At 45.8% G+C, this 25,716-nt stretch carries 18 protein-coding genes, 1 tRNA gene and 3 pseudogenes; 10 read left to right on the forward strand and 12 right to left on the reverse strand.

The annotated features are described in order from the left end of the window. Positions 1-270: 270 nt before the first annotated feature. A complete protein-coding gene (locus NR195_RS08075; protein WP_256844397.1) occupies positions 271-963 on the forward strand; it encodes a LuxR family transcriptional regulator in 693 nt (230 codons plus the stop codon). 14 nt (positions 964-977) lie between these two features. Here the strand turns inward: NR195_RS08075 and NR195_RS08080 are convergent, their stop codons facing one another. The 3 genes and pseudogenes from NR195_RS08080 to NR195_RS08090 form a co-directional block, all read right to left on the reverse strand. Further along, the gene (locus tag NR195_RS08080; RefSeq protein ID WP_031593697.1) at positions 978-1,616 is read right to left on the reverse strand and encodes an acyl-homoserine-lactone synthase; all 639 of its coding nucleotides are present in this window, start codon (positions 1,614-1,616) and stop codon (positions 978-980) included. Positions 1,617-2,010: 394 nt separating this feature from the next. Next, positions 2,011-2,118, reverse strand: a pseudogene (locus tag NR195_RS08085) (hypothetical protein); the annotation flags it as partial. A gap of 1,019 nt (positions 2,119-3,137) precedes the next feature. After that, positions 3,138-3,665 carry a DUF2778 domain-containing protein gene (locus NR195_RS08090; protein ID WP_256844398.1) on the reverse strand — a complete coding sequence of 176 codons (528 nt, stop codon included), beginning with the start codon at positions 3,663-3,665 and terminating at the stop codon, positions 3,138-3,140. 432 nt (positions 3,666-4,097) lie between these two features. Between NR195_RS08090 and NR195_RS22955 the strand changes: the two are divergent. Next, a pseudogene (locus NR195_RS22955) lies at positions 4,098-4,318 on the forward strand (hypothetical protein); the annotation flags it as partial. 78 nt (positions 4,319-4,396) lie between these two features. Here NR195_RS22955 and symE read toward each other — a convergent pair. From symE to NR195_RS08105, 3 genes and pseudogenes are all read right to left on the reverse strand, one after another. Continuing rightward, positions 4,397-4,726, reverse strand: a complete 330-nt coding sequence (gene symE, locus NR195_RS08095; protein ID WP_033770916.1) for an endoribonuclease SymE — start codon at positions 4,724-4,726, stop codon at positions 4,397-4,399. 218 nt (positions 4,727-4,944) lie between these two features. Next, positions 4,945-5,176: pseudogene (locus NR195_RS08100) on the reverse strand (restriction endonuclease subunit S); the annotation flags it as partial. 744 nt (positions 5,177-5,920) lie between these two features. Then, positions 5,921-6,892, reverse strand: a complete 972-nt coding sequence (locus NR195_RS08105; RefSeq protein ID WP_031593699.1) for a toll/interleukin-1 receptor domain-containing protein — start codon at positions 6,890-6,892, stop codon at positions 5,921-5,923. A gap of 225 nt (positions 6,893-7,117) precedes the next feature. On the opposite strand from NR195_RS08105, the gene NR195_RS08110 reads away from it, so the two are divergent. The 5 genes from NR195_RS08110 (at position 7,118) to NR195_RS08130 (ending at position 18,110) form a co-directional block, all read left to right on the forward strand. Beyond that, positions 7,118-10,531: a DEAD/DEAH box helicase family protein gene (locus NR195_RS08110; protein ID WP_256844399.1), complete on the forward strand. Its 3,414-nt coding sequence runs from the start codon at positions 7,118-7,120 to the stop codon at positions 10,529-10,531. 63 nt (positions 10,532-10,594) lie between these two features. After that, the gene (locus tag NR195_RS08115; protein ID WP_019725280.1) at positions 10,595-12,229 is read left to right on the forward strand and encodes a class I SAM-dependent DNA methyltransferase; all 1,635 of its coding nucleotides are present in this window, start codon (positions 10,595-10,597) and stop codon (positions 12,227-12,229) included. Continuing rightward, positions 12,226-13,398, forward strand: a complete 1,173-nt coding sequence (locus tag NR195_RS22960; protein ID WP_051959686.1) for a restriction endonuclease subunit S — start codon at positions 12,226-12,228, stop codon at positions 13,396-13,398. The genes NR195_RS08115 and NR195_RS22960 overlap by 4 nt, the downstream gene beginning before the upstream one ends. Positions 13,399-13,410: 12 nt before the next feature. After that, the gene (locus NR195_RS08125) at positions 13,411-16,692 is read left to right on the forward strand and encodes a DEAD/DEAH box helicase (RefSeq protein ID WP_256844400.1); all 3,282 of its coding nucleotides are present in this window, start codon (positions 13,411-13,413) and stop codon (positions 16,690-16,692) included. A gap of 152 nt (positions 16,693-16,844) precedes the next feature. Continuing rightward, positions 16,845-18,110: a hypothetical protein gene (locus tag NR195_RS08130; protein WP_235188739.1), complete on the forward strand. Its 1,266-nt coding sequence runs from the start codon at positions 16,845-16,847 to the stop codon at positions 18,108-18,110. A gap of 605 nt (positions 18,111-18,715) precedes the next feature. Here NR195_RS08130 and NR195_RS08135 read toward each other — a convergent pair. The 4 genes from NR195_RS08135 to NR195_RS08150 form a co-directional block, all read right to left on the reverse strand. After that, a tRNA-Leu gene (locus NR195_RS08135) sits at positions 18,716-18,800 on the reverse strand. A 211-nt stretch (positions 18,801-19,011) separates the two neighbouring features. Beyond that, positions 19,012-20,043 (reverse strand): DUF1176 domain-containing protein, encoded by a 1,032-nt coding sequence (locus tag NR195_RS08140; protein ID WP_256844446.1) that lies wholly within the window; start codon positions 20,041-20,043, stop codon positions 19,012-19,014. Between the two features lie 149 nt (positions 20,044-20,192). Further along, a complete protein-coding gene (locus NR195_RS08145; protein WP_122889235.1) occupies positions 20,193-20,579 on the reverse strand; it encodes a hypothetical protein in 387 nt (128 codons plus the stop codon). 29 nt (positions 20,580-20,608) lie between these two features. Next, positions 20,609-21,070 carry a hypothetical protein gene (locus tag NR195_RS08150; RefSeq protein WP_050679771.1) on the reverse strand — a complete coding sequence of 154 codons (462 nt, stop codon included), beginning with the start codon at positions 21,068-21,070 and terminating at the stop codon, positions 20,609-20,611. A gap of 376 nt (positions 21,071-21,446) precedes the next feature. On the opposite strand from NR195_RS08150, the gene NR195_RS08155 reads away from it, so the two are divergent. Next, complete coding sequence (locus NR195_RS08155) at positions 21,447-22,460, forward strand: HNH endonuclease domain-containing protein (protein WP_159226696.1); 1,014 nt, start codon at positions 21,447-21,449, stop codon at positions 22,458-22,460. Then, positions 22,457-23,125, forward strand: a complete 669-nt coding sequence (locus tag NR195_RS08160) for a bifunctional 2-polyprenyl-6-hydroxyphenol methylase/3-demethylubiquinol 3-O-methyltransferase UbiG (RefSeq protein WP_256844401.1) — start codon at positions 22,457-22,459, stop codon at positions 23,123-23,125. Before NR195_RS08155 ends, NR195_RS08160 begins: the two co-directional genes overlap by 4 nt. Before the next feature lie 104 nt (positions 23,126-23,229). On the opposite strand, the gene NR195_RS08165 is transcribed toward NR195_RS08160, so the two are convergent. Together NR195_RS08165 and NR195_RS08170 are read right to left on the reverse strand one after the other, a co-directional pair. Further along, positions 23,230-24,225, reverse strand: a complete 996-nt coding sequence (locus NR195_RS08165) for a YsnF/AvaK domain-containing protein (protein ID WP_256844402.1) — start codon at positions 24,223-24,225, stop codon at positions 23,230-23,232. 16 nt (positions 24,226-24,241) lie between these two features. Next, a complete protein-coding gene (locus NR195_RS08170; protein ID WP_010251609.1) occupies positions 24,242-24,643 on the reverse strand; it encodes a DUF2382 domain-containing protein in 402 nt (133 codons plus the stop codon). A gap of 544 nt (positions 24,644-25,187) precedes the next feature. Between NR195_RS08170 and NR195_RS08175 the strand changes: the two genes are divergently transcribed. Further along, positions 25,188-25,697, forward strand: a complete 510-nt coding sequence (locus NR195_RS08175; protein WP_256844403.1) for a DUF2501 domain-containing protein — start codon at positions 25,188-25,190, stop codon at positions 25,695-25,697. Positions 25,698-25,716 lie beyond the last annotated feature (19 nt).

The raw sequence follows: 25,716 nt of genomic DNA on the forward strand, positions 1-25,716 counted from the left end.
GCTGTCGGTTCACTCCAGTCAGCAATACCTTAAAATCGCGAATCATTATTCGAATGTTCCTGCTGTCCCCGCAGATTTTTGTGAATCCCGATAATTCATCTGTAGTCTTGTAAGCTGGTCTTTCCATCCGTTTTGTAAAGCAAAAATATCCAGGATATTGCTGGCAGATGTGATTTGCACTGTCCTTTAACTGGTTTAAAATACGATTAGCAACAGCTAACGAAGCGGATTATACTGGTTTATCCACTCATCCCGGAGGTAGAAACTGACGTGAAGGATACATACTACAACGATACAAGAATCAATTTGTTAATCCAGAATGAACTGAATGCATTCTTTGAGGATTACAAGGGTATTATCTATGCCTACGCCATTATGAACAAGAAAGACCCTTCACAGATGCGTATTATTAATAACAACCCTGAGTGGTTCGATATATACCTTGAAAGAAAGTATCAGTTTATTGATCCTGTCATCATTCAGAGTTTACGTTGTATTGAAGATTTTTATTGGGAAAACAACGTCATTCTGTCAGGCGGCTACAATCTCACGCGAATTTTCAATGAAAGTTTTCAATATAATATTTTCCAGGGGCAGACATTCCCTCTGCATGACTACCTGAACAACCTGGCTTTGCTATCCATTATCAGTCAGAAAGATTCTGGTATTGATATGGAAAAAAATCGTTCGAAAATAGTTAGCTTTCTTATTAATTTGCATCAGAAGACGCTTAACTTATACAGTCAACACCATCAGAAAAAAAACGTTTTTTTGTCACCGCGTGAGCGACAAATACTTAAGTGGGTCGGCGCCGGGAAAACATACGCCGAAGTTGCGGTCATTTTATCTATTGCGGAGCGCACCGTAAAATTCCATATGGGCAACGTCATGAAAAAGCTCGGAGTGAATAACGCCACACATGCGGTAAAACTAGGGACGGAGCTCCGGCTGCTGGACAACTGAGCCAGCGTTACTGGTTAAAGATGGCGTAAGTGCCGGGACATCTCACGAAGCCAGCCACTGGCTTTGTCCCTGGTGATAATATCTTCCACAATGCTCATGCTGGCAGGCATGAAAATGTAGTAGATAACTTCTCCTTTTTCAGAAAGGCCTTTCTGAATAACTTCTATTTTCCAGTTCGCATGGCGAAATATTGCATACATGCCGCGACTTGCCACAGCGTACATCCCCCGATAGTTTCTCTTCATGCAATAAAAAATCATTGCAAGGAATAACACTTTACTGGCAGGCAAGCCATGAAGGCCTGCAGAGTCACGTCTTTCTTTATCTAAAAACAGCCGGCTAATCTCACAACAGGGGATATCTGTGGGGAGACCACTTATACCCTCAAAATATTCATGAAAAATTTCGCTCATCATCGTCGGCTGCGTTGAATCTATAAACCGTGCACCACATAGCAACTTCCCGTTATGCATGCCCAGCAGGTAAGTCGTATTTTCGTTGTCAAATTGATCCTTTTCCATGCCGTCAATGCATTCGACTTTCCAGTCGAGCCTCTCACGAAATGTTTTTCTTCTTAGCCGGTAGAGTTCGGTTGATAATTCTGGCGGAAATTCATCGTAATCACGCAAAAAAAACTCAATAGCAGAATTCATTCATTCATTCCTGATAATCACACATGGGAACCATTACCCCTGTCTTTTAAGACAGCTTTTATTACACCTGCGCAGACCCTATACTTAAAAAAGTACCTGACCACCGGGCACTCACCATGCTTAGCGGTCAGGAGGTCAAAGACCAAGTCAACACCAGGGAAAACCCACCCGCGATTATCTGATATTTCAGGTGCCGGGTACAGAGTGCAATAAGCGCTCAAACGATAATTATATTAAAATACGAAAAACATCAATTAACTATAGTTTAATTATTGCCCTTTATAATTTTAAGGGGCAAGCTTTCCTTTTGCATTGACTAAAGCAACTATTATCTAATCTGTGATACAGGTTAACCGGGGGTTTCCCCGCCTGACACTAATCAGTTGCTGAAGACATCGCCGCCAAACTGTTCAGCCGTTATACGAAACCCCTCACTATTATCGTTACAGATACCGCCAGCAGCGAGTAACCGGCCGACGCCTTTGATGTTAAGCGTTCCGTAGGTTACTGGCTGGCTGTCTCCCGCCTCCCGCGCTGAGCTGCCTTAATGAGGTTGGCGCAGGTATTCCGTCAGAGCGTCGGTGATCGCGCTTACTCACTGCAGGATTAAACGCACCGATAATGTTTCCGCTCCACCGAATCTGAAGGCATTTTCATCGCCGCAAATTAACTTACCGTTGTCGGCAATGTAAAACAGCCCGGCGGACAGAACAGACACATCATTCAGGCATACCACATCACCACACTCTATCATGGCTTTTAGTTGTTCCTTTGACCGCTCTCCGTGTCTGGAAAGCGTTCCTGCAAGGGGATGGCTGGATTTTGGTTGGGTATTGACATTATAGCGCTGGTGATGTCAGCGATAATCAAACTGGTAGTCCTGTCCGGCGTGGCTCCATGTAGTAAAAGGGCTGATGATACGTTCAAACTATTCCGGCGAAACATTATTCCCCGACAGGCAAATAAGACAATTTTCTGACAGGCTCCATCCCATATAAGCATCCCTGTGTTGTCTCTTTCGTTCCCAGGGGGATCATGGGACTGCAGGAAAGTGAATTAAACAATCAGGCAACGAAAATCCGATGTCCCGGTGGTGGATACACCAGAAAACGGTGAGCAGGTTATAATGCAACTCAATCAATCACGCATGCACGTATTTTTGGGCAAGAAAACCTAAGATTTAGCCATACATGTCTTAATAATTTAATGCACAATGTGAGCGAATTTACGTCATTAAATTTGTAATTAATTTTTCAACTTCTGCCAGAATTAATTCACACCTTATAAAATCATTGCTTAGTGTTAATTTTCTTCTCAATCGCTCTGACTATAATCTGATAACCAATGAGCGTTACCATTGTACATATCACTAATAGCGCAATACCCACGAAACCCTCAATATCGCGTTGATTAAATAGCTTTGCTAACTCTGTCCAAAACTGCTGCTCTCCTTGTGTCGATGGATCTGACGGTCTTACCAGAAGGAACGTCATTACAAACAAAGATACTGCGATAAGGATTCTAAACCCCGCTGGGACACGTTTTGCTTCCATTTAAAACCACCTCAATTGTGCCATAAGACATTAGTCCATTACGTAATTTCACTTGTGAAGTAGAGAGTAATGCTTGCCGAATAGCGATGAAATCAGTTCTGTGTTGCAAAGTGATGCAGCCTAAAGATACACCAAGAGGCCCGCGAGGATGTAGTCTGAAATTCCCTCGCTCTACATTATTAACCCACATATGATCATCTATCCTTCCATCATCACGATACAAAGCAAACCATTCATACTTGATAACTGGTGTTGAAGTAGGCCATGAGTAGAAATCATGCAAGTCAGTTCGGATTATACCTTTCCAGCCACCGGTTGGGCGCTTAACGATGTGATATAAACCATCAGGTATTGGCCCGTTGTCTGGAACTGCAATGCATCCTGCACGATTGCGATATTCCCTGTTACCAGAGTACGCCATAAACGTCCCGATTCCATACATGAGTAAAGGTGAGTAATCTGCATCATTGACTGTGAAAATTCCTTTTAATGCCATGTCTGGCTCCTTCTACTTTGATCATTTTATAGATGAGTGTGATTTATCATAATGCCTCATCATAAAATGAAAATGATCTGCGTCTAATATTCAACACAATCATGAGTTAGTGATATATCTAATATTTACTGTGTTTCTATTTCGCCAACGTGCTGAAAAATCTGATAGACTTTGATAACTCAGTGCTGAATGTAGATAACACTCTTTATAATTCTACCGCCAGATTTCCTGCACCAGGTTTAGAAAGTAGCTTTGTGAATAGTATGCTTACGGAGAGTTTCGGGAAAAAAAAATCGGCTCTGGCCTCACGAAGGATGCTGATTTGGAAAGCCATTTTTATACGCACGTCTTCAAATTGCCGATGAAGACAGCACTAACATTGCAATATGTTAATTAATGGTGAGCAGGTCAAAACCAGTCAAAGTGATGGCATTCTGTTCGCCTCGTAATATTTAATATCATCGTAAGCTGGCGATGACCGCTGAAGATGGCCAGGTATTGAATATTCGCTTCGATCAGGGAATGGGATACCGTGCATTAACTTTGTATCTCAGCGGTATAGCTTTAAGTTCAGCGATAACGTTTCTTTGCGGTCAGGTAATAAGGCGCTGGTCTGCAAGGAGGGAAATGTGGTCAACAGCGAAGAAAGTTAGGCAACTGATGTATTTGTGGAAGTGATCGCATCCTGACATTTAACCGCTCCCGATACGATGTCGGGAGCGGTTTTACACTCAGACGACTTTCTGTTTACCGGCAATAACCTGAATAAACTCCTGCACCTGCTTTTGTTTCCGCGCCGACAGCTTGCATACCTGGCGCAGCGACTGCATCAGTTCGCTCTCCTGCCGGGCGGTGAGCACAATACAACCTTCCATTACCTTTACATCTACTGCTGTGCCCGTGGCAAAACCGGCAGCTTCCAGCCATTGTCCTTTCATAGTGATGGCGGGTATACGGCTGTAATCCGGATAGCGGCTTGCATAGCTAACGGTTAATTGCCGGTTATCTGCAGGAGAGACTTCTGGTTCGGTCGGTTGTGCAATAGAATGGGCGTCAGTCATGATTACTATTCCTTTTCAATAGTGATTGTGATTAGCGGCGCGGGTGTGTTGGCGCACATCCGCGCCGCGCTAAATACCTGTATATATCATCAGGAAAAAGACGGTAAGTCCAGCGTGAAATAAGCTATTTATAAAATCATTTGGATATAAATATTAAGATTTAGCTGGAATTAAATAATAAGAAGCGCGCCATTAAGGTGCGCAAAAAAAATTAAGAATCAGGATTTTTTACCTATACTGGCTGCACGCTCGGCTTTAATTTTTTCCAGTAATACTGGTAGCACTGTTTTCAGCACTGATTAGTTCCGGTTTTTCTGCCCGCCACTGCGCGGTGAGTTCAGCACGGAATGCTTTCGCCAGGATGGATTGCGTCAGGTTGTTAATGCGTAAGAGCGCACTGTTGACCTGTTTTTCAATGGTGTCGGCGTAGGCGAAGAGCTGTTCTAAGCGTAAAAGGTGAGATATTCCTCTGACAAAGCAGATTTAAACTACAACATTCACGAGTGTCGTAAATATCAGCCATACTATTACTGTGTATATAAAATGAGTAAGCCGGGTGATATTGCAGATTATGCTATATGGAATAATTCACATATGGTAACGCTGGGTTATTTTGACTTCAAAAACGATGATTTACTCCAACCGGATGCACTGAAATAAAGAAGAATAATAGTGAAGTTAATGTATTAAAAATTACGGCAAAAACACACACATTAAACATAAATAATTCTGGATAGCACACTTGCAAAACGGGGTAATCCAGAATTTAGCAATGTTGAGAACATACTATTCAAAGTAATGAACGATGGGATAGTACATACTGTTTATAACGAAGCCTCATCATTACTACCGTACAGTGTATATGCGTAAGGATACCAATCACTGGGAAATATCAATGGGATGCAGGTCAAATTAGTTTGCCAATCTGTTCCTAGGGCAACTATGTTCTGAGTGATATTGAGATAATCTAGTATGTGTCATCATGAAAATTACCTCGTGTTGCTGATAGATATCAGACTAAGGAAGAAACAGTGCGAGTTAACGATATGTTAGCGCTAAGGGCGGTGATCCGCTCGGCCATTTTTCAAAGCAATTATCGAGGTGGAATATAGGATTCTGCCATTACCTTAACCGAGATGGGCTTTGGCTGATCATCAACATAGACCGTATCAATTTTGCTGATACGGTCTGCAATTATCGATTACGCTGCTGAATAGGACTAAAGAACATATCCCATAGATGCTCTGCCATACCTTCGTTAGTCAATAACAAATCCCTTGAGTTGCTGTAGCCCAATCCCATCAAGGTGCGGAACCCAAGTGTTTGCCCATTATCTGCAACACAAAGACTTTCATTGCAACTATTACGAGTCACACCGCTTTGACTGTAGCAGATATCCCCGAATCCCATATTACGACTGCCACACCAGATTCCGCACTGACCAACCTTGCCACCGTTGATATACACGGCACATGTGAAGGAATCGTTATCAGGTTGATGGAAATCAACGTCTAGCCCTGCATGGCGCTTTTTGAGTTCATCCAGTGAGTTTGCAAAATAACGAGCAACATACTCAAAACCTTCGCGACGGGCACGATCTTTATCGAGGTCAGTAAAATTCTTTGGCAGAGAAAGATTGCTGGAACGTGGCGTAAACACTGTATCCGTCGCCTGAAGCATTGGGTTAGCCGGAGCTGGTGCGGGCACAATCTGCTGCGGCTTTTTCGTTTCTAAATTGGCAATGGCTCGAGAAACAGCATCGACGACCTGAACATATCCCTCATCGTGGCTGGCAAACTTGCTTATAGCTTTACCGTCGATTGTCGCCGCCATAATGCTGCCAAATGGCAACTGATGCCAGGCACACTCTCTTAAGATCACTGGAATGACCACCGCCTCGCCCCTTTTATGCCGCTCCAGTGCATTGGTCATCTCCACCTGGTAACAATAGTCAGAAGCGATGAAATCACTGCTAATTAGCAACAGGATAATATCTGCCTGCGAAAAATAGTGATCGATCTGATGTTCAAACTCTTGTCCAGGAACGATTCGGCGATCGTGCCATGTGGTGATTTTCCCCATTCGCTTTAGCGGGGAGAGATGCTTCTCTAGCTCATTGCGTTGTGCTTCATCCGCATGAGAATAGGAAAAAACGAGAGTAGTCATAATGGTGAAATGCTCCTGAACCATTTTCGTCTAAAAGACTATTCTGAGCCCAAAGTTTAAAAGAATCACGCTGCAGGCCGTAATAAATAGATGCTTGATCTACATTAATTTGTTATTCCAACCAATTCGTAATCACCATATGCCATCCGACTCACTTCGTCAGCCAAATTAGTGTGATATTATTTCCAGAAATCCTGTTGTATCCACGACATAAGGCGATGATTGATGGAGCAGTCTCTCAATTTTGAAATGTTGCGTAGCCAGTGGCCGGAACTGGCAGATCTGGGGTTAATGGCAGAACGCTATGTCCACACAGACCCGGAAAGCAGCCTAGTTAAGCTTCGCAACTATACCGAATTAATGGTGCGCTGGTTGTACCGCCAAGAAAGACTGCCGGAAGGCATCAAGGCGAATCTGTACGATTTAATGAACGCCGATGTGTTTACCAGCATGATGCCGGAAGCCATCATCATGAAATTGGATGCACTGCGTATACACGGTAACCGCGCCGCGCACGGCGGACGTATCAAAGCTAAAGATACTTACTGGCTGTTAAAGGAAGCGTATTTACTGGGAGTTTGGCTGTATGTTCGTTATGCCCACGGTAATGTTGATAACTGCCCCAAATTTTCTCTTCCTCCATTAACGCAATCTTCAGGTCGTGCAGATGAAAAACGTCTGGAAGATGCAATCAGAGCTCAAGATGAAAGCCGTGAGCGTGAACTGGCGTTACAACGTGCACTACAGCAAGAGCAGGAAAAGGCCGAACACCTCACCCAGCGCCTGAATGAAGCCAGAGCTCGCAACCAGCATGTTGCCGATATCCTCTCTATTGATGAAGCGGAAACCCGCCGCCGCCTGATTGATTCTCGCCTGCTTGCCGCCGACTGGAATGTAGGGGAAGAGCTTAACAATACCGATCAGGTTACGCAGGAACACCCCGTTAAAGAACAGCCTACCGCGACCGGTGACGGTTATGCGGACTATGTCTTGTGGGATGAGGCACATAAACCGCTGGCGGTGGTGGAAGCAAAAAAAACCAGCGTCAATGCCGAGCAAGGGCGAATTCAGGCCCGGTTGTATGCAGACTGGCTGGAAAAAGAATATGGTCAGCGTCCGGTCATTTTCTACACCAACGGCTACGACATCTGGCTGTGGGACGACCATAAAACTCATGGCTATCCTCCGCGCCGGGTATTTGGCTTCTACAGCATGGAAAGCCTGCAATATCTTATTCAGCAACGTGAAACCCGTCTCCCGCTGAATAGTGTCCCGCACGTTAAAGATAACGAAGGTAAGGCCGTTGCCGGACGTTTGTATCAGCTTGAAACCATTGCCCGCGTCAGCGAACGGTTTACCAATAAATATCGTCAGTCATTAATCGTTCAGGCCACCGGCACTGGTAAAACCCGTGTAGCGATTGCACTGAGCAAACTGATGATTGATGCCCGTTGGGTAAAACGCGTTCTGTTCCTTTGCGACCGTAAAGAGCTGCGCAAACAGGCGGCGAATGCCTTCAATCAATTCACCAATGAGCCGCTGTATGTGGTCGGGAAATCGAAAAAAGCAGATAGGCAGAATGCCAGAATCTACATCGCTACCTATCCTGGCATGATGAAAATCATGGACCATTTCGATGTCGGTTATTTCGATCTGATCATCGCCGATGAATCCCATCGTTCGATCTATAACGTTTACGGCGATCTGTTTAAGTATTTTGATGCCCTCCAGATTGGCCTGACAGCTACGCCAATCGACATGGTGAGCAAAACCACTTTCGGCCTGTTTGGTTGTGAAGGACGTATCCCTACCGCCAACTACAGCCTGGAAGATGCCATCGCCGATAACAATCTGGTTCCCTATGAGGTTGTCACGCACACAACTGAATTCCTGCGCGAAGGCATCAAACGGGAGAAATTAAGCGACGCACAAATCCGCGAACTTGAAGAACAGGGTATCGATCCTAATACGCTGGAATTTGATGGCAAGGCGCTGGATGAGGCGATCTACAACAAAGACACCAACCGCTATATCTTGCGTAACTTGATGGAAAACGGCCTGAAAGATCAGGACGGCCAACTGCCTGGTAAAACCATTATTTTCGCCCGTAATCATAAACACGCGCTGTTGCTGAATGAGTTGTTCGACGACATGTACCCGCAGTTTGCCGGACGCTTCTGTCAGGTCATCGACAACTATGACCCCCGTGCCGAGCAACTGATCGACGATTTTAAAGGACTGGACGAAAGCACCAACAAAGAGCTGACTATCGCTATCTCTGTTGACATGCTCGATACCGGCATTGATGTCCCGGAAATTGTGAATCTGGTCTTTGCCAAGCCGGTCAAATCGAAAGTGAAGTTCTGGCAGATGATTGGCCGTGGTACGCGCCTCTGCGCGGGGCTGTACGGCTACGATGACAACGGCAAACCGCTGGATAAACAAAAATTCCGTATCTTCGATCACTGGGGCAATTTTGAGTATCACGAGCTGCATACCGAAGAGGCCGAAGTCACAGCGACAAAATCGCTGGCGCAAAAACGCTTTGAAGCGTGGGTTATGCTGGGGGCTACTGCGCAGCGTAAGTTCGACAAACAGGCGGTGGATTTAGTCGCTCACCAGCTCCGCGAGCAGATCAACGCGCTGGATGAAAAGTCGATTGCCGTGCAGGAAAAGTGGCAGCAAAAAGCGCAGTACAGCGATGAAAAAGTGCTGCGCCAGCTTTCCCCGAAAACACAACAGGATCTGCTATCTGTCCTGGCCCCTCTGATGCAGTGGCTGGACGTTCGCGGGCAAAGCGATGCCATGCGCTTTGATATGGATATTCTGGCGGCGCAAACTGCCCGTTATACCAACCCGGAAGAGCTGGATGTGCTCTGGCCGGTCATCATCGAGAAAGTGGAACGTCTGCCGCCGCATCTGACTCAGGTGCAGCAACAGGGACAACGGATTAATCAACTTCGTGATTTAGGCTGGTGGAAGCAAGCCAGCCTGGAAGAGCTGGAGGATATCCGCATTCATCTGCGCGGTATAATGCACCTGATGGAGAAAGATGCGACGCCAAAATTTGGTTCGATACAGGTGGATATTACCGAAGATGCGAACCTAATCCAGACGGAAACCCGCAAAACCAACATCCGCTCGATTGATTTCAAACTGTATCGTCAGCAGGTTCAGGGAGCGCTGGAGCCGCTGTTCCAGCAAAATCCGGTACTGAAGAAAATCCGCAACGGGGAGCCGGTGACGCAAAGCGAGCTGGATGAACTGGCTAAGCTGGTGCTGATCCAGAACCCTAACGTTGATATTCGGGCGCTGAAAGAGTTCTATCCGCAGGCAACCGCCAGCCTGGATAAACTTTTACGTACTATCATCGGGATGGACAGCGACGCGGTAGAAGTACGTTTTGCACAGTTCGCAGCTGACAACAGCCTGACCAGCCAGCAACTGCGCTTCCTGTCATTGCTGAAAAACCACATCCGCGATTACGGCACCATTGAGATGCGGCAACTCTTTGAACAGCCGTTTACTCATATCCACAACGAAGGCGTTACTGGCGTATTCCCGGATCTAGAGCAGATCGTCCGGTTGCAAAAGATAGTCGAAGAGCTGGGTGTTGTGACCGACGCAGCGACGGTATAATACACACATGACAAGCCCCGGCAGCGGGGCTTTTGTATTTATAACAGGGTATAGACGTTAACAATGATCACCGGTGACTTAAAAAGTAAAATCGACGGGCTGTGGGAAGATTTCTGGGTAGGTGGTATCACAAACCCGCTGACCGTTATCGAACAGATCACCTACCTGATGTACTCCAGGATGCTGGATACCCAGGAACAACGGGACGAGAAGCGTAAGCAAATCGCAGGCGTTGATTTTAAACCACGCTTTGCGCCTGAGCAGCAGGAGTTCCGCTTCAGCCACTACAGCAACCTTGGCTCGGACGAGATGATGGAAGTTGTGCGCGACGGCGTGTTCCAGCATTTCCGTCAGCTTGGGCAAGCTGAAGATACGAAAGTGACGCTGCTGGGCAACTTTATGAAAGATGCTCGCCTGGAGATTGTTAAACCGTCACTGCTGACCAAAGCCGTGGAGGTGATCAAAAACCTGCCGCTGGATCGTGGCGACACCAAAGGCGATCTCTACGAATACCTGTTAAGCAAACTGACCACCGCCGGAATCAACGGTCAGTTCCGCACGCCACGCCACATTATCCGCACAATGGTTGAAATGATGGAGCCAAACCCGGCACGTGGTGAAACGATCTGCGATCCGGCCTGTGGCACTGGTGGTTTTCTGGCAACCAGTTATGAGTACCTGCTGGAGAAATACAGTTCACTGGAGTCCATTCATACCGAGATTGGCACCAACGAACGCGGCGAATTAGAAGAGCAAAAAATCTTTACCGGCGATCTGCTGACACCGTGGCGTGACCATGTGGATAACAACATGTTCCACGGTTACGACTTTGATACCACCATGCTGCGTATTGCCGCCATGAACCTGATTATGCACGGAGTTGAAGAGCCGGATATTCATTATCAGGACACCATGAGCCAAAGCTTCAGCACCAATTTCCCGCAGGCCAGTAGAAACGCATTCAACCTAATTCTGGCGAACCCGCCGTTTACTGGTTCACTGGATGAGGAAGATATCGACGCCACGCTGTCGGCGATGGTGAAAACCAAGAAAACTGAGCTGCTGTTCCTGGCGCGCATTCTGCAAATGCTGAAAGTTGGCGGACGCAGTGCCACTATCGTGCCGCAGGGCGTATTGTTTGGTTCCAGCAAAGCGCACCAGTCGCTGCGTAAAACGCTGGTGGAAGATAACCAACTGGAAGCGGTGATCAACCTGCCTTCCGGTGTATTTAAGCCTTACGCTGGCGTGGCAACGGCGATCCTGATCTTTACCAAAGGCGGTCAGACGGATGAGGTCTGGTTCTACGATCTACAAAATGACGGCTACAGCCTGGATGATAAGCGTAACCCGATAAAAGATAACGACCTGCCGCATCTGCTGGCAAGCTGGAAGCATTACCGTACTTTGCGCGGACTACCGGTTGATAACTTTATGGGCGAGAAATTAGCCTCGTTGCTGAAACAGCAGCAACCGGAAGGGATTGATACTGACGTTGATTTTAAAGATCGCACTCAGGCGGCGTTTGTTGTGCCAAAGGAGGAGCTTGCGGCGCAAAAATACGATCTCTCTATAAACCGTTACAAAGAGGTGGTGTATCAGGCTGAGGAATATGAAGATCCGAAGGTGATACTGATACGCCTGAAGGACTTGGAGAAAGAGATTCTGGCGGATTTGGATGAGCTGGAGGGGATGCTGTGAGTTGGCGTTATTTAAAAATTGAGGATTTTTGTAGCACCGGTAGCGGTGGAACACCCAGTAGGTCAAAGCCTGAGTATTATGAGGGGGGAGATATCCCTTGGATTAAATCAGGAGACCTTAAAGATTCAACAATTTATGACGCAAATGAGTACATTACAGCCGCAGGGCTAGAAAATAGCAGCGCTAAAATAGTTGAGAAAGACTCAATCTTAATAGCAATGTATGGAGCCACTGTTGGCCGCTTAGCAATTTTAGGAATTAATGCAGCCACGAATCAAGCTATCTGCAATATTAGGCCAGATACGACAATTGCTGATATGAAGTATCTCTATTACTTCTTGAAGAGCAAGTTCAGCTATTTTGTCGAAAATGCGGTTGGTGGAGCTCAACCTAATATTAGCCAAGGATTGATTAAATCATTGGAAGTTCCTCTGCCTTCTTTAAGTGAACAAAAGCGTATCGCGGAGATTCTTGATAAAGCTGCTGATATACGCCAAAAACGCGAACAAGCTATCAAATTGGCTGATGATTTTTTGCGCGCTACCTTTTTGAAAATGTTCGGCGATCCAGTATCAAATCCCATGGGATGGGATGTTAGACCGTTAGGTCAACACATTATTCATGCAAATAATGGATTATCACGCAGAAGGAAAGAAAGCGAGAATACTGGGGAAGTGGTACTTAGACTGCAAGATGTTCATTATGAAGGGATTCGCTTCGATAATAATTTGAATAGAATCAAATTAACAACTCCCGAAAAAGAGCGTTTTTTAGTTGCTAACGGGGATATCCTTTTTATTCGTGTAAATGGAAATCCAGATTACGTTGGACGCTCTGCCGTTTTTGAAGGATATAAAGAAAATGTTTATCACAACGATCATTTAATAAGATTAAAAATCAGTAAAGAATATGAACCAATATTTTTATCTTATTTTTTCAATCATGAAAGTGGAAAAAGAATAATATCAAGGAAAATCAAAACATCTGCGGGCCAGTATACTATTAGCCAAGGTGGGATTGAGTCACTTGATATTTACATGCCTCCAATATCCCTACAAAAAAAATTCGTTGAAATTAGAAATTCAGTCATGAATCTCCCGTATTCTTGCAATTCGTTCACAAAATTATACACAATGTTAAACCAAAAGATATTTTCAGGATATCTATAGGAGTAAGTTCAAATGGAACTCTTCGACCTGTTAACAATTAAAATCACCTTGCCTGCGCAAGCTGTTCCTGCACGAAAAGTTGGTGGGAATTTAGTTCATAAGTTACTTTGCCGCTCAACAACAGTATCGGCTCAAGTCAGAAATGCACGTTTCCCAGGATATTTTGAACTTGTTACGGGTCTAAAGCCTCCTCTAGACTATATCTATTTGAAAGATCCAAATTCCAGAGGGAAATGCTCAGATGGTGTAGCTTCTCTTAAAGCTAAGGAACCATTTACATTCGAAAAATGGCGAGAAGATACTGAATTAATCTGGGAGCAATTTCCAGAGCAAGCATTTAGCACTTCACCTGATGAAATTAATGAACAATGGCATCATCAATTTCAGTTTAGAGAAGACGATCCAGAGCGCCATTATCCAGGTCTTAGAAAACCCCAACTGGGTGCACTTCATGCAATCGCAGGCTATTTCGCTACTGATTTGCAGGTAGAACCAGCTACCGTCGTACTGCCCACTGGAACGGGAAAAACGGAAACAATGCTGGCTACCATGATATACCAGCGATGCGAGCGAATTTTGCTCATAGTCCCATCTGACTCCCTCCGAACACAAATATCCAAAAAGTTCATAGATTTAGGATATTTACCAGAGCTAAAAGTCGTTCCGCCTAACATTGCACTCCCTAATGTAGCTATTATTAAGAAGGGAATTCAGGTAGCGGAAGAGGCTAAGCAATTAGCTTTAGAATCAAACGTCTTGGTTGCTACGACCAGCGTTTTGTCTGCCTGCTCCGAAGCAGCATTAAATACACTTTGCGAGTCGTGTAGCCATCTTTTTGTTGATGAGGCTCATCATATCTCAGCCTCATCTTGGCAAACAATTCGTGAACGATTTAAAGACAAACGTGTTGTGCAGTTTACAGCTACCCCCTTTAGGAATGATAAGAAGTCCCTTGGTGGAAAAATTATCTATAACTACACGATGGGGGAAGCCCAACGAGCTGGCTATTTTACAAATGTAAATTTGCTGCCTGTAGAAGAGTATTACTCTGACCTTATGGATCACGCAATCGCAGATACAGCCGTTGGTCAACTGCGCATAGACTTAAATAATGGCCTTGATCATTTGATTATGGCCCGTACTAGCAATAAGCAGCGAGCAGAACAAATATTTACTATTTATCAGAATATTGTACCGAATTTTAATCCAATCGTTGTTCATTCTGATTATCCTAAAACGGAAATAAAAAAACGTCTTAATAAATTATTATCAAGACAATCAAGAATCGTTATTTGCGTAGACATGTTGGGAGAAGGTTATGATCTACCCAACCTGAAAATTGCAGCTTTACATGATCATCATAAGTCTCTTGCAGTAACTTTGCAGTTCATTGGCCGATTTACTCGTGTCAATAAAGCACAGAAAATTGGTCAAGCCAGTGTAGTCATGAATGTTGCGGACCCTAATGTTGAAGGTGAATTACAGCATCTATATTCAACAGATGCCGATTGGGATAACGTATTAAGGCGACTCTCTGAAGGACGAATTGCTAGAGAGATTAGGTTGCAAGAGGTCGTGGATGCCTTAAAAAGGAAAGGTGATTTACACGATCAGATTTCTCTCTGGAATCTTGAGCCAAGTTGTTCTGTCATGTTATTTAAAACGTACTGTGACAATTGGGAGCCTGAAAGATACAAGGAGAAACTGCCTAGATTCGATGAATCCTGGCATGCAATAGCTGAAGATGAGAATTTGCTTGTTGTGCTAGCTGTACAGGCAACTTCAGTCCGGTGGGGAAACTACAAAGATCTTAAAGATACCAATTATAAAATTCTAATTGCTCATTGGGATCAAAGCAGATCCGCCTTGTTTATATTTTCAAATGACTATAAAGCATTTCGAGTTGAGAATCTAGTCAGTACTATTTGTGATGATAAATTTGAAGTTGTCAGTGGTGAAAAAGTCTTTAATGTATTTAATGGTATTGAATATCCTTTGGCAAGAAATTTAGGCGCATCCCAAATTGGAGCAATCAGCTTTACTCAATACTTTGGCCCAAATGTCACTGAGGGGCTGTCATTAATTGAAGCATCTCAATCAAGCTTAAGTAATATTGCTGCATTAGGTTATGAATCCGGAAACCGTGTAATTTGGGGATGCTCCCAACGCAAAGGTAAAGTCTGGTCACCACAAAAAGGTGGCAGCATTGCTGATTGGTGCAGCTGGGTTAAGAAAGCCTGGGACAAAATTTTTAGTTCTGAACCGGATCCAAACAACCTTACGCGTAACTTTTTGCGTCCTGTCCCATTACTTGAACCCTATAATGAATATCCAATATCAGCTCAATGGGGTGAGTATTTGCTTACTGCGTTCGAAGATAAAGTTATTTTTCATTTTGATACTGTATCTGCTCATTTATATTTAGTAGAGGTTAGGACTGCTGGAAAGTTTGAAGATGGTAATGTGCGACTCATTTTCTCTACAGATGAAACGTCATCTGAATATAAATTATGTCTCACGGGAAGCGCTACAGCAAAAGGCTATGCCTATCAGTTGATATCTGGCCCTGAAGTTTTTGTACAGCGTGGTGAATCTGAACCGGTATCACTATCAGAATATATGGAAATTGATCCAGTAATGATTCATTACTCCGATGGTTCATTTTCATACAACGCTCATATAGTCCATGTAAGCCAAAATATTGGCCTTTATGACAAAGACGAAATTGTAGCTTTTGATTGGAAAGGAACTGATGTTCGAGTGGAATCAATGGGCTATACTCGTGATCCATTATCCATCCAATGGCGTTGGTACTGTGAAATTAAAGATAATTACGATGTCATTATTAATGATGATGGGAAAGGTGAGTCAGCAGATTTAGTGGGGTTGAAAATAGTTGATGACTGTATTGTTCTCTCTTTAATCCATTGCAAATATTCAGGTTCAGAAGAAGCAGGAGCCAGACTTATAGACCTTTACGAAGTATGTGGGCAGGCACAGAGATGCATTCGTTGGAAACACCTGAATCTTTCCTATCTATACCACCATATTAAGCGTCGCGAGGAGAAGTGGCGATCGCGTGGCCATTCTCGCTTTCTGAAAGGCACAATAAAAGACCTTACTGCTATGAAAGAGCGCTCCAGAATCACACCTCTTAAATTCCAAGTTGTTATTGTTCAACCAGGGCTTAGAGTAAGAAAAATTAATGAAGAAGGCCTTAAGCTACTTGGCAGCACGGCGCTGTTTATCAAAAAAACAACGATGGCAGATTTAGTTGTTATTGGTTCTAAATAGGGCTAAAAATTGACAATGTTCGACTTTAGCCATATTAAAGAACGAATCGAATATGCTATAAAAACGATAGAAAAAGTAAGAAAAGAGAGTAAATTATGATCCTATTCTTTTATCCCTACATAATGCTTTGCTACAGCGCTGGATATGCCTTATTGCAAACACTGGATGGGATGGGAGTGATTAGTACCAACTTTGTAGAAACGAACGCACAGGGTGCTCTTTTGAGCAGCTACTGGTCTCCCAATAAAGTTGCAGTTATCTTAGGAGGCGGCTTTCTTGAGCTCTTTATTTTATTATTACCCTTCGTTTTCTTGAGCTCATGGATACTTGCCAGAAAAAAAGGTCTCATCATTTCTTTTGTACTTATTATAATTCCAGGGCTATTATCACTCTTTCATCTTCTTCCAGCTATCCAGTGGTTACCATTGACCTATGCAATAGGAGGTACAGGTGTGACAGGTAACGCGGCTGGACTCGCAAGCCTGAGTTTCATTGGGCTATTGTGTGGCTGGATCATAGCCGTAATCATTAGCGATATTTTTTCTACAGGAGAAAAATTCAGACAGTGGACAGATATTTTTCTCATTCTGACAGCAGTTGGTAACGGTATTTTTTGGGTATCAGATAGAGAGGTTGCTGTCGGTAAAACGGCTTATGAGGAAACAATTACAGACATTAATGATGCCGCCAAATATCTTCTTGTTCAGGTGAAAGACTATAGCCGCATGTGTGATAATAACAGGCTTTACGAAATGTCATCTTGTCAGTGGGCATCGTACATTCAAGAAACGCTAGAAAACATTGCCGGTACAAAATCATCTGTTATTGAATATGTTATGCCTGAAAATATTGACACCTTCTACAAAATTCCTGAGTATTATAGTAATCAAGTATCTCCGGAGAAAATCAGACAGGAACTTCAAGACTATAATAAAAAACTATGTCCAAATAAGACTCTTTCAAAAACAATAACACAATTGCCATCACCTTCTCGATGGTGCCAGACCCCACCCCCAGCTTACTGCAATGCCATTCAAGAGGGAAAATATAAAACAGGCATGTCAGACCGTTTCGCTGTCGCCAATGAGTGTGTAACTACATCATTATTAAGGTACCGCCAAGTTTTATTAAAAGAACAAGCTCGTTTATCCTTAAGTAAAAATGCCCCTCATTATAGATGGATGTGGTTTATTGCTATGTCTTTTTTTATTGGTGGGAAAATTGCCAATGTAATGACAAAAATAGGTAATGTAGAGAATCGTCTCATAACTGAGAAACATAGAGTTAAATTCATCCTTCTAAAAACATGTGGTTTTATTGTGCGTACATTAATAAGATGTACCATCTTATGTCGAAAAGTGTTTTTTTCAACGATCAATTATATCAAAAGATTGAACAAAATAAAGCATGATACTTAAATAGAATAGTGACAAACACTCAATTGCAAGGTCATTCTTTGTGTTGAATGATTAAAGAACAAGGGGTACTTTCTCCTGTACCCTTGGAGTTTATGTTAAATGATACATCTGAATCTACTGTGGGGATTCACACTAGCGGCAATAGTGTTTTGTACTCAACCGTTTATACAATAGCATCCATGACTAATTGAGCGTAGAGCTCAGTAATCTTATTAATTATCCACTTATTGAAAGAATTCGTGGATCGCTCTTGCCGATAAAATCAGTGAATGTATTGCTCTTGGTGATAATGCCATTGAGAAAAATTACCAACCAGCCATCCCATTAAGGCTAGCCGATTAACTTTAATTAAACGGATATGGCAAACAATTCACATGTCATTACCAGGGTTGATTTTTGAGTAGTAAAACAGCGTAATCCTTTTCTACCAATTTGCATCCAAGAAACTTGCTCATCATTGCAGATCAAGATATATACAGCCCTTCCACAATAATAGTTTAGGAAAGCAATCATACCTTTAGATTTAAGTGATAATTTAGTGATAGGTAAACATCGGATTTCAGACACAAAAAAAGCCGCCCATGAGCGACTTTAATTTCCATACCTGGTGCCGAAGGCCGGAATCGAACCGGCACGCCTCGCGGCGGTTGATTTTGAATCAACTGCGTCTACCGATTTCGCCACTTCGGCACTGAAGGGTATGCGGAAAACGTTGTGGATTATACCGTTACCCCCTGTTTCCGCAACCCTTATCCGCAGGCAGTGGTGCAACTGCTGAAAAAACCGTCTCTTGGGTTCTCCGGGACACTGTGTGAAATCCTTGTCAGAAATTCTTCACTCACCCTCGCCCGCTGCAAAGCACTCACGTCAGCCATCATGTTTCACTGGCATATCAAAAGCTTTACCCCGAAACAGGCTTCACATCCGTTACTAGCGTGGGCAGATCCCAGGTGCCGCCCGCATGGATATAACGACACATACCGGTCCCGCCGTCATAGCTTTTGCGGAAAGTCTTGCCGTCCCATACCCAGCTTTCCTGGCTCATACAGTCCCCGATACCCCGGCCTTTCTGCACATTGGTAATCTCGCCCTTGTCGTAATCCGATCCGGAAATGGTCACCAGCACCGGCTTGCCTTTGAGTTGGTTATCGATGACCCAGTAGCCATATCCTTCGTTATAAGCGGCACGCCAGCAGAGCGCCGAAAGCAAGGCGTGTGTGTCGTCCAGTGGCGTAAGCGTGAGTCCATCGGTTTCCGGATCACTGTTTTCTGCAGGTGAATACAGGCTGTCGCACGTGTCATCGTCATTGTGATTGACCGTCGAAAGCAGTCGGGTTTTCAGTGCGTCGATTTCTGGTGCGGTCAGCAAACGGGGTTCGCCGCTGAGGGTTTTTGCCGCCTGAATAACCGGTGCGGGCACAGCCTTAGCCACGCTGCTTTCCGGCTTATTGCCCTTTTTGGTGAGTGCACCTGGCGTGCCGATACGGCCCTGCACGTCGTCCGCTTTCAGCAGCACGGCATAAGCGCCCTCGCCGGAAAGCAGGAAAGGCTTTGTGCCGCCTTTAAATTCGACTTTACCGCTGCCTTTGACGGCGCTGATTACCGCAGCGGTCTGACTTGCCGAAAGCCGCCAGTTATCGTCAGCCGCCACCAGATCGCCTGCTGATTTACCATCGATCCACAGCGTCAGCTTTTCTGCCGGTTCGCTGTCATCTTCGGTGTCGCCCAGCGTCACTTCTCCCACTGGCTCCGTTGCAGGTCCAGCGGCACGGGTGAGCAGGATTGAGCCGGAGGGATCCTCTTCTTTGGCATAACCTGCAATGCGGCAGGTCAGGGTGTTATCACAGACAACTTCCCAGTCTTTGTGCTCAAGCGTTTTTCCGCTCTGGGCGGCCTGAGCCGACAGGGAGAACGCCGCCAGTACGAAAAGCATCGGTTTACAGTTCACTTTATTCCCTCAGGTTGTATTTCTGATATCAGCACAGGTATCACTCTTTCACCATTGGTGTGAGGGAACCCAAAGCCATTGTTAATCGCCGCCAGGCTTTGAAAAAAGGTTACGCTCCGTCCTGGGCGATGCGCCTATCGGGTAACTCTCTCTGTTTTGTTAAGCGCTTCAACCAGCACGCTGTGCAACTGGCCGACAGAGAGATCGCGGACAACAGGCGCAGGAATGCCGCGCAGTCGTCTGCAAAGATAAACAATGCCAAAAAAATCGATGCCTTCACTATGGAAAAGATATTCGTTTTCTTTCAGAAAGAACGCCTTCCTGAAACCACCTTCTTCTGCAGAAAAGCTCACGCCGAAAACTTTTTCGGCCTCCTCCAGCAATTCAACACCATCATCGCCGGTAATCCCCAGATCCTTTTCCAGCCAGGTATTTTCATCGATTATTTCACGTCTACATCCTGCAAAATCGCGGACAAAAGCGATAACGTCCGCCATTGAGGGTTCCATATCATTGCTCATGCTAAAGCGCTCCGCGCTATCCTGCCAATTTACAGTCGTCCTAAGGTCATTTCCTGCACCTCAGCCGCTGGATTAGCCTCTTTCACGGCGGCAAGAAAACCGGCAAAATCCCGATTAAAAAGGGTGTAGTTGTTCAGGACTCTGAACTCCCTTTCGGTGCTATAAGACCCGGTGACATAACGAACCAGCCATACCCGGCGACTGCTGACTTCAGTTCCGGTAACTTTTATCCTGATAATATTTTCCAGCGGAACTTTGCAAAGCGTTTCGCCTTCACGCTGCTGATACAGGAAGTCGCTGTCATAGTAATAATCTTCCGTGTTCATGCCCAATTTTTTCAATATCGGAGTGTTAGCCGATATCTTTTTCATCTCGCCAGGAGAAGGAGGAGGCCCTTTTTTAAGGGGCAAAGGCCTGAAGAAAGACCAGATGAGCAAAATGAAGAACGCTAACGACAGCAGTGGAACGATAAAAGAAAAAATCTCGTGCATGTAAATGTCCCTGTCTGCGCGGAGATTTCCTGATTATATCGAAGAAGATATGACGCCGTTATCCGTTTTTACCGCCCTGCCCGCTCATCTTTCAGTGCACTACGATCTGTCTGACGCGTACCAGCGACAGGCATTGCTGCGCACCTGCCGCACAACTGAGTTGCCTGAATAAATCCGGCTATGGCCCAACGTTTTAGCCTGAGAATCCTCCCTCTACTTACCTCTCACGCTGATGTTGTCTTGATTGTCTTACAGCGCCTGTTCGCCCTTAGAAACGCCCAACTCCTCCCCACCTTTACGGTTTACATTTACCTGCATTTGTTATGTGATCCTGTTACGTGAATTCCTCGAGTTGTCTCGCAAAACAGGATCCTGCATGCGCTTTTACCAGGCCGATCCCCGCCTTGAAAACTACTGGCGCGGCGTTATCCTTTTTGGCAAAAATGTCGCCTCCTATAAATTTGCCCTTGCCCATGCGCTCTACGACCTGAAACAGCCAGACAACGACCTGATTACGCTGGAAGCGCTGGCCGTGCCTTTTGTGCGGCATTTATGCGCCCACCTGCGCCATGCACCAAAGCAGATCACCAGCAAAAGCAGCGAGTTTCTGGAGGCATGCAGACAATTCAACGCAGGCGAAATCAGCGAAGAGCAATTAATTGCTATTACCGTTAAGCGCGGGTTCGCAAACGTCATCGATGCTTTTCATAATGTGAATCACGCCGAGATCGACAAACGCTTTTTCATGGATGAACGGCGAAGCCATAAAGGCATTAGGCTTACGGATAACTTTTATCAGCTGACGGAAAACGAACAGTTTGCCAGTCTGAAAGCGGAAACGGATGCCAGATGGCGGCTGGTAGAAGAAGCCTGGGCGATGAACGTTTCACGCAACCTGATTGCGGTTGATTATGACGATAATGACAAGATGCTTTTCAGCCGTCAGAGCGGTCGCCGCGTCACCATTACCAGCTGCCGCAGCAGCCTGAACGGCTACCAGAAAGGCCGGTGCTTTTATTGCTTCCGTGCCATTGGCGTGACGGGCGGCGAAGAGAACCTGGCGGATGTCGATCACTTTCTGCCGCTGATGCTCAGCGAGCAAATCGGCAACCTCAACGGCGTCTGGAATCTGGTGCTGGCCTGCCAGACCTGTAATCGCGGCGCTCAGGGTAAGTTTGCACGTATCCCTTCGATAACACTTTTGCAGCGACTGCATGATCGAAACGAATACTTTATTAACAGTCATCTGCCACTGCGGGAGACGTTAATCCGCCAGACCGGCGCAACGCCGATACTGCGGCACAGTTTCCTGCAAAACAGCTGGGATACGGCAAAATTTTCCCTGCTCCACGAGTGGCAGCCAGCGGCACAAGGGGACAGCCTGTTTTGAGCAACGAAGATTATTACCGACAGAATGCTCAACGATTTTTTACCGATACGGCAAGCGTGGATATGTCTGCGCTTTACCCGCCTTTTATTGACTGCCTGCCGCCGGGCGCTCGCATTCTTGATGCAGGCTGCGGTTCAGGTCGTGACGTTAAAGCCTTCAGCGAAATGGGTTTTATCGTCGAAGCCTTTGATGCCTCGGCGGAGCTGGTTGCGCTGGCCCGCCAGTTATCCGGAAAGCCTGTAGCGCAGATGCGCTTTCAGGATGTGGATGCGGTTGAAAGATATGACGGTATCTGGTGCTGCGCCTCGCTGCTGCATGTTTCCGAAGCTGAACTACCCGGCGTCATAACAAAACTGGCAATGGCGCTGAAGCCTGGCGCCGTAGGGTATCTCTCTTTTAAATATGGCCGCGGCGAACGGGAAAAGGATGGGCGCAGATTTACAGATATGGATGTGGCTGGCTTACAGAAACTGATAGATGGGGTTAATACACTTGGCGGTGACATTCTGGCTACAAATAAGATAGGGATAAAAAGAGAGGCTGGTTCTGAGGACGCAGCGGTAAATAGGTTCGCCCTTGAAACAGAAACAATCTGGCAGACCGGTGATGTACGAGCGGGACGTGGCGACGAAGTCTGGCTGAATGCGATTATCAGGAAAAAATAACGCAAAAGAGCCAACCTCTCGGTTGGCCCCTTCTTGCATCTTGCATGCTCAGCATCGGGCATCAGCGGTGCCCATTAGCGCCTGTTGTTGTCAGGATAAGCGCCTCAATGCGAGTGGTCGTGCAGTTTGTTCCCGACCTTATCCTTCACTTCGCTGGCTTTTTCACTCACCTTCTCAGTCAGGCTCTCTTTGTGGTCACGGTTATGTGCACCTGGTGACTGCGTGCCTGCTGCGGCGGTCGCAGGTTTTACCCCTGCATTCGTCCCTGGAAGTTCGCGCTCCAGACCACCTCGTGCATGGTCGATATCCACTTCCTGACGACGCACCGTGTCGTTAATGGTCTCGGTACGATCGCTGCCGTCGGTACGCACCACCACTTCTTCTTTCACGTGGGTCGTTTTGTTGATCACCGGCTGCTCATGCGTCTCAGCAACCTCGACGGTTTTCTCGGACCAGTCCACTTCACCAGCCAGCGCGGGTTCATTCACCGAACGGCGGAAGATGTCAGCGTGCTGCTCATGCAGCGAAATATCTTCAGATACGGTATCGGTCACGGTGTAGCGGCGAACACGAGTAGAGCCTTCGCTCACCAGACGTTTACCCACTTCAACCTGCTCTTCGGCCAGACGCAGAATGTCAGCTTCGCTCTCATCACCAGTCAGTGAGGTGCGTCGCGGTTCAACCTGTCGGTCGTTGGTCTCACCAGCAAACTGCTTGCCTGCCGTCGTCGGGTTGATGCCCGGCGCGGTGGTGCCATTTTCAACCGAGCTTTGCATACGTGACGGAACGTCCACCGAGTCATGAGAATGGAGAATGGTCATGGCGCGAGCCAGCTTCTCCTCCTCAGTACGGATAGTCAGCACTACGCCGCCCTTGTCCATCGCTCTGGTGTAAACATCGGCCTGCTCTTTATCAACTGAGTGACCAAACAGACGCTGCCAGATGCTCGGATGGCGGATAGAGTGTCCTTCCTCCTGCAAACGTTCTCCACTGATAAGACTGATGTCCCGATCAGAAAAGCCTGCTTTCACGAGATTTCTTTTCGCGGCCTCTGCCTGATTTGCAGAATCGAACAGTGTTACGATTTTTTCATGTGCCATGATAGGTTCCTCTCTGTTAGCTAATTTGATCGTCATCTCTTTCAACGTTCACCTGCTGCTCACGTCGGGTCACCACCTCCTGAAAAGGAACATTTTCCTGCACTTTTCGGATGTGGATCTCCTCTTTAAGCACCAGCTTTCTGACGATTTGGATTTCTTCCTCTACTACCGGGACAATCAGTACACCGTTCTCTTCCCTGATTTCGGGCATCGTTTCAACGGGTTGCGCTTTCGCTACATGCTCAACCTCAACCTTCTCCCGGTTAAGCAGTGTACTGATGACCTCGTCATGCTCAGTTGTGGAACGGGTAACACGGACATGTCCATCCACAATCTTTTGCTTCGTCAGGGCTATTTGCTCTTCAGCGAGTTTAAGCGTGACCTCTGCATTATTATTGTGCTCTGGCTGTCCAGCCATAATATCGCTCCCGTTAAATTAAATATCTGCCACAACTGCCTGACACAGTGATTAAGCATGAACACTCTGGCTGATTTCGCAAGCCGGAATAATAAAAAACTCCGCTAACTCAATTTAATTACGGCACAAAAAATCGCATCAAAAACCAGCGGCACGGCTTAAATCACCGCTACGCTAAAAATAAAAAATAACCAAAATATATGAAGTTATATTAAGATGATTTCGCAGGTAAATATTACCAAGCCAGACGCAAGCGCTTAGAAAACACGCTATAAGCAAAGCGGTAACTTTAATTTAAACCAGGACAATTCCTGATAAATACCTTGAGAATATTAAATAATGTTTCCACGGGGCGTGCTTATTACTGCCTTCAGCAAATCACTTCACACAATAATAACACCCACAAGCATCTGAATATTTTATTGCTCCTGTTACAGAAGATTCCCAAAGTGCTATTTAAGACGCTTTTTATAAAAGGAAGTCAGGAACTTTCTGCCCGTCAGCCTTTCTTAGGAAAACTGAATAAGCACATACCGAGGTTGAAATGAAGCAAGCACAACGCAGTGCGTGGGGATGGGGACTGGCGGCACTTCTGGTCGCAGGCAGTGCATCAGCGGCAAGCTGGCAGGATCAGCTGAGCAGTGCAGCATCGCAACTCAGCCAGCAGAACAACGGCAGCACCACCGGCACCACGCAGCAGAATGGCGGCATGTCGCTCTCCTCTATTACCAGCATGCTGGGCGACGGCGATAAAGCGGTCAGCGCCAACAGCATGACTAATGCCGCCGGTGTGATGCAGTACTGCGTCGAACACAACGTGGTGAAAAACAACGTGCAGTCGGTCAAAGACCAGGTGCTGAGCAAGCTCGGTCTGAACACCACCACCGCGCAGGAACAGAAAACCGACTACACCCAGGGCGTGGCCGGTCTGCTGAATACCGGTAACGGCCAGCAGTTGAATCTGCAAAGCCTGAGCAACTCGCCGATGGGTGAGAAGCTGAAAACCAAAGCCTGTGACGTAGTGCTGAAGCAGGGCAAAAACTTTATCTCCTGATCTCCTTCCCTTCTCTCCC

The organism is Pantoea sp. Ft-CA_14, assembly GCF_024520875.1.
Lineage (GTDB): Bacteria > Pseudomonadota > Gammaproteobacteria > Enterobacterales > Enterobacteriaceae > Pantoea > Pantoea agglomerans.

Coding starts and splice junctions, on each gene's coding strand:
- NR195_RS08150 (WP_050679771.1), bottom strand. CDS start 21,070: ATGCACGAGATTTTTTCTTTTATCGTTCCACTGCTGTCGTTAGCGTTC.
- NR195_RS08080 (WP_031593697.1), bottom strand. CDS start 1,616: ATGAATTCTGCTATTGAGTTTTTTTTGCGTGATTACGATGAATTTCCG.
- NR195_RS08165 (WP_256844402.1), bottom strand. CDS start 24,225: ATGGCACATGAAAAAATCGTAACACTGTTCGATTCTGCAAATCAGGCA.
- NR195_RS08140 (WP_256844446.1), bottom strand. CDS start 20,043: ATGCTTTTCGTACTGGCGGCGTTCTCCCTGTCGGCTCAGGCCGCCCAG.
- NR195_RS08105 (WP_031593699.1), bottom strand. CDS start 6,892: ATGACTACTCTCGTTTTTTCCTATTCTCATGCGGATGAAGCACAACGC.
- NR195_RS08155 (WP_159226696.1), top strand. CDS start 21,447: ATGCGCTTTTACCAGGCCGATCCCCGCCTTGAAAACTACTGGCGCGGC.
- symE (WP_033770916.1), bottom strand. CDS start 4,726: ATGACTGACGCCCATTCTATTGCACAACCGACCGAACCAGAAGTCTCT.
- NR195_RS08090 (WP_256844398.1), bottom strand. CDS start 3,665: ATGGCATTAAAAGGAATTTTCACAGTCAATGATGCAGATTACTCACCT.
- NR195_RS08145 (WP_122889235.1), bottom strand. CDS start 20,579: ATGAGCAATGATATGGAACCCTCAATGGCGGACGTTATCGCTTTTGTC.
- NR195_RS08125 (WP_256844400.1), top strand. CDS start 13,411: ATGGAACTCTTCGACCTGTTAACAATTAAAATCACCTTGCCTGCGCAA.
- NR195_RS08110 (WP_256844399.1), top strand. CDS start 7,118: ATGGAGCAGTCTCTCAATTTTGAAATGTTGCGTAGCCAGTGGCCGGAA.
- NR195_RS08175 (WP_256844403.1), top strand. CDS start 25,188: ATGAAGCAAGCACAACGCAGTGCGTGGGGATGGGGACTGGCGGCACTT.
- NR195_RS08170 (WP_010251609.1), bottom strand. CDS start 24,643: ATGGCTGGACAGCCAGAGCACAATAATAATGCAGAGGTCACGCTTAAA.
- NR195_RS08115 (WP_019725280.1), top strand. CDS start 10,595: ATGATCACCGGTGACTTAAAAAGTAAAATCGACGGGCTGTGGGAAGAT.